The organism is Hydrogenophaga sp. (genome assembly GCF_028698005.1).
In the GTDB taxonomy this organism is placed as follows: domain Bacteria; phylum Pseudomonadota; class Gammaproteobacteria; order Burkholderiales; family Burkholderiaceae_C; genus Hydrogenophaga.
On the sequence record NZ_JAQVEJ010000093.1, the window covers coordinates 1 to 11,154 of the forward strand.

The following is an 11,154-nucleotide window of genomic DNA, read 5'->3' on the forward strand; positions in this document are numbered from 1 at the left end:
CTATGCCATCGAGATCCTCATCACCCTGGCCATGGCCACGGCCGGCTACAGCCTGGCCGAGCTGGTGCACGTGTCGGCGCCGCTGGCGGTGGTCGTCATGGGGCTGGTGCTGGGCAACCACGGCGCGACGCGCCACATGAGCGAGAAGACGCGCGAGCACCTGTACAACTTCTGGCACCTGCTGGACGAACTGCTCAACCTGGTGCTGTTCGGCCTCATCGGCCTGGAGGTGATTGCGCTGGCCTTCCACGTGCGCGACATCTGGCTCGGCATCGCCGCCGTGCCGGTGGTGCTGCTGGCGCGCTTCGCCAGCGTGGGCATCCCGCTGTCGGCGCTGGGCAAGTTCCGCGAATCCTCGCCGCACGCCATCAAGATCATGACCTGGGGCGGCCTGCGCGGCGGCATCTCCATCGCGCTGGCGCTGTCGCTGCCCGCCTTCGAAGGCCGCGACATGGTCATCGGCGTGACCTACGTGGTGGTCGTCTTCAGCCTGCTGGTGCAGGCCACCACGCTGGGCGCGCTGGTGCGGCGCTACAACGGCAGCGCGCCGGGCAAGGCGTAAGGCCCCTCATTCATTCACCCACCCATCCGCCGCCTGCCACCTGATGCTGCAGGCAGGCGGTGGATGTGGCGGCTCGGGCCGGGGCGTACACTGGCCCGATCGTCTGTCTGCCCACCACCCACCCGGTTCCGAAGGAGGTCACCGCCCATGACCCAGGACAGGATCTACCTATAAAGCAGCCAAGAAAACCGGCACGCCCACTTTCACATCCACCCGGCTCTTGGACCAGCTTCGGGAGCGCATTCGGTACCTTCACGATCGCCTTCAGACAGAAAAGGCCTACCTATATTGGGGGGCTTTTCACTGGCACGGCCGGGGCGGGGTGATGCACCACCCGCGAGATGGGCGCAGCCGAGGTGGAGGCGTTCCTCAACATGCAGGCCAACGCGGCAGGTTTTGCCCTCCACCCACAACCAGGCGCTCAGCGCCATCCTGTAATGGGCTCAAGGTCGCGGCGGGCGGCACGGCCAGTCCGCTGGACGCCTTGGCGCTACAGCGTTGAGTGACCACTTTCCGGAATGTGTGCGACAGGCTGCAGCGGGTCGATAAGCGTCTCCCACCAAAAGCCCCTGCGCAACCACGGTCGCGCAGGGGCTTGTTGGCTGAGGCGCAGGGGGCTTATTTCCCCCAACTGTCCTTCAACCCCGTCACCCGGTTGAACACCACCTTGCCGTCCACGCCGTGGTCCTTGCGGTCGGCCACAAAATAGCCGTGGCGCTCAAATTGAAATTTCTGGTCAGGCTGGGCGGCGGCCAGTGAGGGCTCCACGACTGCCGTCACCACCTTGAGGCTGTTCGGGTTGAGGGCGTCCAGGAAGTTCTTGCCGCCCGCGTCGGGTTGCGGGTCGGTGAAGAGGCGGTCGTACAGGCGCACTTCGGCGCTCACGCCGTCGGCGGCACCCACCCAGGTGATGGCGGCCTTGGCCTTGACGCTGTCGGCGCCGGGGGTGCCGCTCTTGGTATCGGGGATGACCTTGGCGTGCACTTCGGTCACCTGGCCGTCGGCGTCTTTGGCGCCCACGCCGGTGCATTCGATGACGTAGCCACCCTTGAGGCGCACGATGTTGCCGGGGAACAGGCGCTTGTAGCCCTTGGGCGGCACTTCCTCGAAGTCCTCGCGCTCGACCCACACCTCCTTGCCGATCTTGAACACGCGGTCGGGCGGGGGCGTCTGGCCTTCGGCAATGGCCGAGTGGGGCAGGGCGGGCAGGGTGCAGTCTTCCAGGTAGTCGTCAGCGCCGAAGACCTCGGCCCAGTTGGTGAGTACCAACTTGACCGGGTCGAGCACGGCCATGCCGCGGTGGGCCTTGTGTTCCAGGTCTTCGCGCAGGCAGCCTTCGAGCGTGCTGTAGTCGATCCAGGAATCGCTCTTGGTCACGCCGATGCGCTCGGCAAAGAGCTGGATCGCCTCGGGCGTGTAGCCGCGGCGGCGCAGGCCGACGATGGTGGGCATGCGCGGGTCGTCCCAGCCGCTGACCTTGCCTTCGTTCACCAGTTGCGCCAGCTTGCGCTTGCTGGTGATCACATAGGTCAGGTTCAGGCGCGCGAATTCGTACTGCCGCGGCGGCGGGGCCTTGAGCAGGCCGCCTTCGCACAGGCGCTCCAGCAGCCAGTCGTAGAAGGGGCGCTGGTCTTCGAATTCCAGCGTGCAGATGGAGTGGGTGATCTGCTCCAGCGCGTCCTCGATGGGGTGCGCGAAGGTGTACATCGGGTAGATGCACCACTTGTCGCCCGTGTTGTGGTGCGTGGCGCGGCGGATGCGGTAGATGGCCGGGTCGCGCAGGTTGATGTTGGGCGAGGCCATGTCGATCCTGGCGCGCAGCACGGCGGCGCCGTCGGCCAGCTTGCCGTCGCGCATCTCGCGGAAGCGCGCCAGGTTCTCTTCGGGCGTGCGGCTGCGGAAGGGGCTGTCCACGCCGGGCTTGCCGAAGTCGCCGCGGTTGATGCGCATTTCCTCGGGCGTCTGCTCGTCCACGTAGGCGTGGCCGGCGGTGATGAGGTACTCGGCCGCGCGGTACATGAAGTCGAAGTAGTCCGACGCGTAGTACAGGTGGCTTTCGTCCTGGCCGTTGAAGTGGCTGTCCCAGTGGAAGCCGAGCCACTGCACGGCGTCGAGGATGGATTCGACGTATTCCTTTTCCTCTTTCTCGGGGTTGGTGTCGTCAAAGCGCATGTGGCACACGCCGCCGTAGTCGCGCGCGAGGCCGAAGTTCAGGCAGATGCTCTTGGCGTGGCCCACGTGCAGGTAGCCGTTGGGCTCGGGGGGGAAGCGCGTGCGGATCCTGGCCGGGTCGGGGATGCCGGCCTCGTGGTGGGCGGCGTCGCCCGGGCTGCCACCCCAGCGGCGGCTGGCGTAGGTGCCTTGCTCCAGGTCTTTCTCGATCACCTGGCGCAGGAAGTTGCTGACCTTGTGCTCGCCCTCCGCGGCCGGGGCGCTGGCGTTGTTCTTGTTCAGTGAAGAAGGGGTATTGGCGCTCATCCGAGCATTCTAGGCCGCGCGCCGGGCCCGGCAGGGGATGATGAAATCGCGGCACCGGTTGGCGGTTTTCCGGTATCGTTATGTATCTCTCTATTCCGTCGCGCTGCCGATGCCGTCGCCATGAGCCAGGACAACCCCGACACCATCATGATTCAAGACTCATCCCACTGGGAGTCCACCCAGGTGGAGGATGTGTTCCTGCCCAGCGTGCGGGTGCAACTGGCCTGGATCGACATCGAGGAGGCGGTGGCCAACGGCGCCGTGGTGCCGGCCGAGGCCCATTCCCTGTGGGCCACCTGGGCGATGCCGGGTGCACCGACGCGGGTGTCGAATCTGGTGGTGTCGTCCGCCCCGGTGGGCGCTCCCCTGCCGGGCGGGCCGGCGGCCGCTTCCCGCGTGAACGGCCAGGATGGCACCGCGCCGCTGGCGCAGCCGGGCGAGCAGGCGCCGCGCCCGCGCGCCAGGGCGGAAGTGATCGGCTGGCTGGTGGGTGGGCTGGTGGCGGGTCTGGTGCTGGGTTGCGGCCTGATGTACCTGGCCCTGGCCTGACGGGCGTGCGAAGGCGGCTCCGTGCGGGCGGTCACGGCATGCCGCTGGCGCGGGCCTGCCGTTACGCTTGGCTACGACTTTGACGCGGCATAGGGAATGCGCCGGACGCTTCGTGCATCTAATGACCACTGGGAACATTCCCTGATCACGGAGTCAACCAAGATGAACAAGTCAAACCTTTTCCGTGCCTGGTCGGCGGGCGCGCGTGGCGTGGCACTGGTGGCCGGCGCCTGGATGGCGTCGACACTGGGCGGCGTGGCGCATGCGCGCGACGTGTATTTTTCCGTGGGCGTGAACTCGCCCGGTGTGTCGGTGGGTGTGTCCAACCTGCCCCCGGTGCACTACTACCCGGCCCCCGTGGTGGTGGCGCCGCCGGTGGTCTATGCACCGCCGCCGCCCGTGGTGGTGTACCCGCCTTCGCGCTCGGTGCGTGCCTACCCGCCGGTGGTGTATGCCCGGCCGCCGGTGGTGTACGGGCCGCCGCCGGGCCATTGGCACGCCCACCGTGGCCACTGGAAGAATGCCCCGGACCGCTGGCACCGCGATGATCGCCCGTCGCGTGGCGATGGCCATCGTGGAGGCCGGCATCCCCACCGTTGAATGGATTGGAAGGGACACGCGGATTGAACGGAACTCGACGGCAATGGTGGCGGCTGGCGGCCGCCGGTGGGCTGCTGCTGGCCGGATGTGCGGCGCTGCCGCCGGGGCCGCGCACGGTGGACATCCCGGAGGCGCGCCTGGCCCGCATGCTGGCCACGCGCTTTCCGCTCGACCACCGCGTCATGGCCTTGCTGGACGTGTCGCTGACGCAGCCGCGCCTGCGCCTGCTGCCGCAGGACAACCGCATCCAGACCGAGTTGCGGTATGCACTGGGCATGCTGGGGGCGGGCACCCGTCGGGTCGAGGGCGAGATGGTGCTGAGCTACGGTCTGCGCTACGAACCGTCCGACCGCTCGGTGCGCCTGAAGGACGTCCGGGTGGAGCGCTTCGACGTGCCGGGCGCGCCCGAGCGGGCCGATCGCATGAGCCGGCTGGGCAGTGCGGTGACCGAAGCCCTGGTGCGCGACGCGGTGATCCACCACTTCAAGCCGGAAGAACTGCAGGCCGGCCAGGGCTGGGTGTACGAGCCCGGCGAGCCGGAGATCGTGCCGGGCGGCCTGCGCGTGACCCTGACACCGGTGCGCCCATGACGCGGTACGGCCGCCCCGGCGTGGCGCGGCGGTCAGTCTGATGGCGATGCCGCGTCGCCCTCGGCCGGGGCCAGGCTGAAGGAGAAGGTGGCACCCTCGCCGGGCGACGCCTCGGCGGTGATCCGGCCGCCATGTCGCTCGACGATGCGCCTGGCCGTGGCCAGGCCGATGCCCAGCCCCTGGAAATCGCCGGACTGGTGCATGCGCTGGAAGGGCTGGAACAGCTTGCCGGCATGGCCCATGTCAAAGCCCGCGCCGTTGTCATCGATGCAGTAGAACTGCGTTGCACCGACCCGCCGGCCGGACACGCGGATGGTGGCATCGGTGCGCGCCGCGGTGTACTTCCAGGCGTTGTCGAGCAGGTTCTGCAGCAGGGCATTGACCAGCGACGGATCGGCAAAGGCCGTCAGCCCCGGTTCGACGGTCCACCGGACCTGGCGTTGCGGCTCGCTCGCCTGCAGGTCTTCCAGTTGCTGGCGGGCGATGTCGCTGATGCTGATGGGCTCGCGCTGCAGCTCGCCCCGGGCGTACTGGGACAGCTTGAGCAGGCCGTCGATGAGCAGGCCCATCTGCCGGCTCGCGCCCATGATGCGGGACAGGTAGAGCACCTGCGTCTCGTCCAGGTCGGGGCGGTCTTCCTTCAGGGCCTGGGCGAAGCCGTTGATGATGCGCAGCGGTGACCGCAGATCGTGCGCCACGGCGTACGAGTAGCTTTCGAGCTCGCTGTAGGCACTTTGCAACTGCTGGGTGCGCTCGCGGATGCGCGCCTCCAGGCTGGTGTTGAGCTGCTGGATTTCCAGCTCGGAGCGTTTGCGGGTCGTGATGTCGTAGGTGACGCCCAGGGCACGGGTGGCCTGGCCGGTCTCATCGCGCTCGAACTCGGCCTGTGCCAGGATCCAGCGCTCCTGGCCGTTGACGAGCATGCGGTGTTCGAGGATGTAGGGTGCCTCGCCCTTGATGCCCTGCACCCATTTCTGTGCCATGTGCGCCCGGTCGTCGGGGTGGCACAGGGCGATGACCTCCGCCTGCGTGAACTCGGCCTTGGGCAGGCCCAGCATCCGGTGCGAATCGAACAGCGCGCGAAAGCGCATGGAGGGCACCTCGACCACCCAGGAGGCCAGGCCGGCCAGTTGGGTGGCCTGGCGGATGAGCCGCTCGCTGGTGCGCAGGGCCTCGTTGGTGGCCTTGACACTGGTGATGTCCTGCACGATGGAGATCAGGTAGTCAGGCGCCTTGTCCCCGTCGCGTACCAGGGCCACCGTGAGCTTGACCCAGACGATGTGGCCATTGCGGTGTATGTAGCGCTTTTCCAGCGTGTAGTCGGAGAGCTGGCCGGTGATTGCCTGCGCCATCTGCGCCTCATCGTCGGCGATGTCGTCCGGGTGGGTGATGTCCTGGAAGCGCAGGTGCAGCAATTCTTCGCGCGTGTAGCCCACCATGTCGCAGAAGCGCTGGTTCACCCGGATCAGGCGGCCATCCATGCCCACGTGCGTGATGCCGGCGGCGGCCTGCTCGAAGGTGGCCGTGTACTGCAGGTGGGCGTGCCGGGCCGCCTCACCGGCCTCACGCAGCCGCTGGTTCTTCTGCTGCATCCAGACGATGGAGACGATGACGCCGAACTGGGTGATCAGGTGCACGCCGCTGAGCCAGAACGCTTCGACCGGATTCGGGATGGCGAGGTGAAAGCTCCCCTGCGTGAGCGGGAAGTTGACCAGCAGGATGCCGAGCACGGCGCTGAGCGCACCGGTCGGCAGGCCGCCATAGAGCGACGAGATCGTGACCGCCAGGGTGAGGGTGACAAAACGGCCACCCGAGGTGGCCGGTGCGATCAGGCCGCGGAACCAGACGGCCAGGACGGTGAGCACGGCCGCGACCAGCAGGCGCAGCCAGAGCGGATGCCGGGAGGGCTCCCAGTCCAGGATGCGCTGCCGGCGCTGTGCCCGGCCGGGCCCGGTCGACGATGGGGTGGGGGCGCGCATGCCTGGGGTCCTGGGGATGTTGCTGCTGGTCGTTATACCGTCAACTGGGCGGCCAAGGGGGGATCAAACATGCCCGGAGCGGGCGAATTTCACGCTGGCGACCGGGGATCCATGCTGCGCAGGGCCTTCTCGATGAGCGCGGCGGTGTCCTGCGGATGCTCCATCGGGAACAGGTGGCTGCCCTCGATCATCTGCAGGCGCTCGCCCGGGTTCCTGCCCAGCACCTTGAGCGTCATGCGCATGCCGACCTGCTTCATCTCCTGCGATTGCGTGCCGCCGATGAAGGCCACCGGGCAGCGCAGCGGGTGGCGGCGCAGCAGGCGGTCGAGGTTGTGGGGCAGGGTGTTGTAGATGGCGGTCTCCACGTCGCGGTCGAACACCAGCATGCGCTGGGTGCCGCTGGGGGTCTGCACATCGACCGTGCCGTGCTCGATGTAGTCGCGCAGCACCTGGGGTTCCCAGCGGGCGAAGGCCTTCTTGTGCTGGAAGTGCTCCAGCGCCGCCTGGGCGCTGGGCCAGGTATGGCGGCGCTTGCGGCTGATCTTGCCCGGCGAGATGGAGCCCACGAGCTGCGTGCGCTTGGCCAGCGCCACGGTGCGGGCGCGCCAGCCGCCCAGCAGGGGGGAGTCGAGCAGCAGCACGCCCTTGATGCCGTGGCCGCCGAGCGTGGGGTGGCGCGCGGCGCACATGAGGCTGAGAAAACCACCGAGCGAATGGCCGACGAGCCAGGCCGGCTGGCCGTGGCGCTCGATCTCCGGCCCCGCGAAGTCGGCCAGTTGCTGCACCAGGTGCGGCCAGTTGCTGGTGACCGGGTAGGCCGGCTCGTGGCCAAACTTTTCCACCGCGCGCACGGTGAAACCGCGCGCCCGCAGGCTGCGGAACAGCACGGCATAGGTGCCGGCGGGGAAGCTGTTGGCGTGCGAGAAGATGATCAGCGACATTCAGATCAGCCTTTCCCCGGGGTGGCTGATTTTCTTGAGCGGCTGGCTGCGCGGGCTGCCGCACATCAGCGGCGTGCCGGCGTCGTTGCCGTGCCAGGCCGGCTGCTCGATGCTGTCGAAGGCCTCGCGCAGTTTCTGGCCCCAGCTCGTGCGCACCAGCTCGAAGTAGGGGTTGTGCTCGTCGATGCAGGTGATCCTGTCGGTGGCCAGCGCGTCGGCCTCGTACACCGCCAGGTCCAGCGGCAGGCCGACCGACAGGTTGGACTTGAGGGTGGAGTCCATGGACACCAGCACGCACTTGGTGGCCTCCTCCAGCGGCGTGTCGGGCTTGATCACGCGGTCGAGCACGGGCTTGCCGTACTTGGACTCGCCGATCTGGAAGAAGGGCGTTTCGGGCGTTGCCTCGATGAAGTTGCCGGCCGAATACACCTGGAACAGGCGCATGCCCTCGCCCCTGATCTGGCCGCCGAAGATCATGGAGATGTTGAAGTCCACGCCCGAGCGCTTGAGCGACTCGCCGTCGCGCGCGTACACGTGGCGCACGGCCGAGCCGAGCACGCGCGCCGCCTCGAACATGCTCTTGGCGTTCCAGATGGTCAGCGGTTCGTCGCCATCGTGGTCGTTCAGGCGCTCGATCTGCAGGATCTCGCGCACCGACTGCGTGATCGACAGGTTGCCGGCCGAGAGCAGGCACATGAAGCGATCGCCGGGTTTTTCATAGACGATCATCTTGCGGAAGGTGCTGATCTGGTCCAGGCCCGCGTTGGTGCGCGAGTCCGACAGGAACACCAGGCCGGCGTTGAGTTTGACGGCGACGCAGTAGGTCATGATGGCTGCTGGGCGAGTTTCTTGAGGGTGTAGAGCTGCTCGAGCGCTTCGCGCGGCGAGAGCGCGTCGGGGTCGATGGCGGCGAGCGCGGCCAGCACCGGCGGGATCTCGGCCTCCGGGGCGGCTGGCGGTGGCGCGAACAGGTCCACCTGCTCGCGGTGACGTTCGCTGTTGGCCTCGAGCGCGGCCAGTGCGTGGCGGGCGTGCTGCACCACGGGTGCCGGCACGCCGGCCAGGCGCGCCACCTGGATGCCGTAGCTGCGGCTGGCCGGCCCGGGCTCGATCTGGTGCAGGAACACGATGTTGCCCTTGCCGCCGCCCTCGACCGCGCTCACGTGCACGTTGACGGCCTGGTGGTGGCTGGCCGGGAATTCGGTCAGTTCGAAGTAGTGGGTGGCGAACAGCGTGAAGCAGCGGGCCTTGTCGTGCAGGTGCGCGGCGATGCCGCTGGCCAGCGCCAGGCCGTCGAAGGTGGAGGTGCCGCGGCCGATCTCGTCCATGAGCACCAGGCTCTGCGGCGTGGCCGCGTGCAGGATCTGGGCGGCCTCGGTCATCTCGACCATGAAGGTCGATTGCGCGTTGGCCAGGTCGTCGGCGGCGCCGATGCGGGTGTGGATGGCGTCGATGGGGCCGAGGCGGCAGCTTTGCGCCGGCACGTAGCTGCCCATGCCGGCCAGCAGCACGATTACCGCCACCTGGCGCATGTAGGTGCTCTTGCCGCCCATGTTCGGGCCGGTGATGATCTGCATGCGGACCTTGGGGCCGAGCACGGTGTCGTTGGCGATGAAGCTGCCACCGGTGGTCTCCTGCAGGCGCGCCTCGACCACCGGGTGGCGGCCGCCGCGGATCTCGATGCACGGCTCCGGGGCGAACTGGGGCTCGCACCAGCCCAGCGTGAGCGATCGCTCGGCCAGCGCGCACAGCGCATCCAGTGCGGCCATGGCGCGCGCCAGCCGGGTGAGCGGGTCGATGAAGGCCTGCAGTTCGTCGAGCAGGCGCTCGTACAGCCATTTCTCGCGCGCCAGCGCACGCTCCTGTGCGCTCAGTGCCTTGTCCTCGAAGGCCTTGAGCTCGGGCGTGATGAAGCGTTCGGCGTTCTTCAGGGTCTGGCGGCGCCGGTAGTCGTCGGGCACCTTGTCGACCTGGCCCTGCGTGACCTCGATGTAGAAGCCGTGCACCTTGTTGTACTGCACGCGCAGGTTGGCGATGCCCGTGCGGGCGCGCTCGCGGGATTCCAGGTCGATGAGGAAGCTGTCGCAGTTGTTCTGGATGCCGCGCAGCTCGTCCAGCTCGGCGTCGAAGCCGTCGGCGATCACGCCGCCGTCGCGCACCAGGGCGGCCGGCTCGGGCTGGATGGCGCTGGCCAGCCGCTCGGCGCAGCCGGCCGGCGGGCGCAGGTCGGCGGTGATGCGCGCCAGCAGCCCGGGCGCGTCGGCACCATCGTCCAGGCCGAGGTGCAGGGTGTCGGACAGTTGCGCCGCACGCGCCAGGGTCTGCGTCAGGCCGACGAGTTCGCGCGGGCGCACCTGGCGCAGCGCGGTGCGCGCCGTGACGCGCTCGACGTCGCTGGCGCCCTTGAGGATGCCGCGCAGGGTCTGCCAGTGGCCCACGGGGCTGCCGCCGCGCAGGTGACCGATGGCGGCCAGGCGCTCGCGTGCCTGCGTGCGTTCGCGCCGGGGCTCCAGCAGCCAGGTGCGCAGGGTGCGGCTGCCCATGCCCGTGTGGCACACGTCCAGCAGCGAGAACAGCGTGGGCGCCGTGTCGCCGCGCAGGGTGTGGGTGAGTTCGAGGTTGCGCCGCGTGGTGACGGGCAGGTCGATCAGCTCGCCGCTGCGCGCCACGCGCAGGCTGCGCACGTGCGTGAGCGCCTGACCCTGCGTGTGTTCGGCGTAGGCCAGCAGCGCGGCGGCGGCGGCGTGGGCGTCGCGCAGCTCCTGCGCGTCCCAGGCGGCCAGGCTGGCGGCCTGCAACTGCTCCAGCAGCTTGCGCTCGCCCAGGCCGGCATCGAAGGCCCAGGCCGGCCGCACCACGGCCACCAGGCGCTGCCCGCTCGGCAGGGGCTGTGCGGTCAGGGCCTGCAGGCGCTTTTCAAACGTGGGCGTGACCTCGCCGCTGTAGAGCACCTCGCCCGGCGCGATGCGCGCGATCCAGTCGGGCAGCTCGTCGCTGTCGCACTGCGCCAGGTGGATGATGCCCTGGGTGAGCGACATCCAGGCCAGGCCCAGGCCGGTGCGGGCGCCGGGATGCACCGCCAGCAGCACCGCCTCGCTCTTGTCGGACAGCAGCTCGGTGTCGGTCAGCGTGCCGGGCGTGACCACGCGCACCACCTTGCGCTCGACCGGTCCCTTGCTCTGCGCCGGATCGCCGACCTGTTCGCAGATGGCCACCGATTCGCCCAGCTTGATCAGGCGCGCCAGGTAACTCTCGACCGAATGAAAGGGCACGCCCGCCATGATGACCGGCTGGCCGGCCGACTGGCCGCGCTGGGTCAGGGTGATGTCCAGCAGCCGGGCCGCCTTCTCGGCGTCGCCGTAGAACAGCTCGTAGAAATCGCCCATGCGGTAGAACAGCAGCGTGTTCGGATGGCCCGCCTTCAGGGCCAGATACTGCTGCATCATGGGCGTGTG

Annotated in this window: 9 protein-coding genes; 4 read left to right on the forward strand and 5 right to left on the reverse strand. The window is 68.7% G+C overall.

All coding sequences use genetic code 11. The annotated features are described in order from the left end of the window. On the forward strand, nt 1-562 hold a 562-nt coding region (locus PHQ87_RS10205; RefSeq protein ID WP_300233573.1), incomplete at its 5' end, for a cation:proton antiporter. Between the two features lie 618 nt (nt 563-1,180). On the opposite strand, the gene PHQ87_RS10210 is transcribed toward PHQ87_RS10205, so the two are convergent. After that, nucleotides 1,181-3,040, reverse strand: a complete 1,860-nt coding sequence (locus tag PHQ87_RS10210) for a glutamine--tRNA ligase/YqeY domain fusion protein (protein WP_300233575.1) — start codon at nt 3,038-3,040, stop codon at nt 1,181-1,183. A gap of 120 nt (nt 3,041-3,160) precedes the next feature. Between PHQ87_RS10210 and PHQ87_RS10215 the strand changes: the two genes are divergently transcribed. From PHQ87_RS10215 to PHQ87_RS10225, 3 genes are all read left to right on the forward strand, one after another. Then, the gene (locus tag PHQ87_RS10215) at nt 3,161-3,589 is read left to right on the forward strand and encodes a hypothetical protein (RefSeq protein ID WP_300233577.1); all 429 of its coding nucleotides are present in this window, start codon (nt 3,161-3,163) and stop codon (nt 3,587-3,589) included. 162 nt (nt 3,590-3,751) lie between these two features. Next, on the forward strand, nt 3,752-4,189 hold the full coding sequence (locus tag PHQ87_RS10220) for a hypothetical protein (protein WP_300233579.1): 438 nt from the start codon (nt 3,752-3,754) through the stop codon (nt 4,187-4,189). A gap of 23 nt (nt 4,190-4,212) precedes the next feature. Beyond that, the gene (locus PHQ87_RS10225) at nt 4,213-4,779 is read left to right on the forward strand and encodes a hypothetical protein (protein WP_300233581.1); all 567 of its coding nucleotides are present in this window, start codon (nt 4,213-4,215) and stop codon (nt 4,777-4,779) included. Nucleotides 4,780-4,811: 32 nt separating this feature from the next. Here the strand turns inward: PHQ87_RS10225 and PHQ87_RS10230 are convergent, their stop codons facing one another. The 4 genes from PHQ87_RS10230 to mutS form a co-directional block, all read right to left on the reverse strand. Then, a complete protein-coding gene (locus PHQ87_RS10230; RefSeq protein WP_300233582.1) occupies nt 4,812-6,758 on the reverse strand; it encodes a PAS domain S-box protein in 1,947 nt (648 codons plus the stop codon). A gap of 89 nt (nt 6,759-6,847) precedes the next feature. Continuing rightward, nucleotides 6,848-7,699 carry an alpha/beta hydrolase gene (locus PHQ87_RS10235; RefSeq protein WP_300233585.1) on the reverse strand — a complete coding sequence of 284 codons (852 nt, stop codon included), beginning with the start codon at nt 7,697-7,699 and terminating at the stop codon, nt 6,848-6,850. After that, nucleotides 7,700-8,527, reverse strand: a complete 828-nt coding sequence (locus PHQ87_RS10240; RefSeq protein ID WP_300233588.1) for a proteasome-type protease — start codon at nt 8,525-8,527, stop codon at nt 7,700-7,702. Further along, on the reverse strand, nt 8,524-11,154 hold a 2,631-nt coding region (gene mutS / locus PHQ87_RS10245; RefSeq protein ID WP_300233591.1), incomplete at its 5' end, for a DNA mismatch repair protein MutS. The genes PHQ87_RS10240 and mutS, both read right to left, overlap by 4 nt.

What these genes read in the sequence shown, in the direction of transcription:
- PHQ87_RS10210 (WP_300233575.1), bottom strand. Translation starts at nt 3,040, where the DNA reads ATGAGCGCCAATACCCCTTCTTCACTGAACAAGAACAACGCCAGCGCC.
- PHQ87_RS10215 (WP_300233577.1), top strand. Translation starts at nt 3,161, where the DNA reads ATGAGCCAGGACAACCCCGACACCATCATGATTCAAGACTCATCCCAC.
- PHQ87_RS10220 (WP_300233579.1), top strand. Translation starts at nt 3,752, where the DNA reads ATGAACAAGTCAAACCTTTTCCGTGCCTGGTCGGCGGGCGCGCGTGGC.
- PHQ87_RS10230 (WP_300233582.1), bottom strand. Translation starts at nt 6,758, where the DNA reads ATGCGCGCCCCCACCCCATCGTCGACCGGGCCCGGCCGGGCACAGCGC.
- PHQ87_RS10235 (WP_300233585.1), bottom strand. Translation starts at nt 7,699, where the DNA reads ATGTCGCTGATCATCTTCTCGCACGCCAACAGCTTCCCCGCCGGCACC.
- PHQ87_RS10240 (WP_300233588.1), bottom strand. Translation starts at nt 8,527, where the DNA reads ATGACCTACTGCGTCGCCGTCAAACTCAACGCCGGCCTGGTGTTCCTG.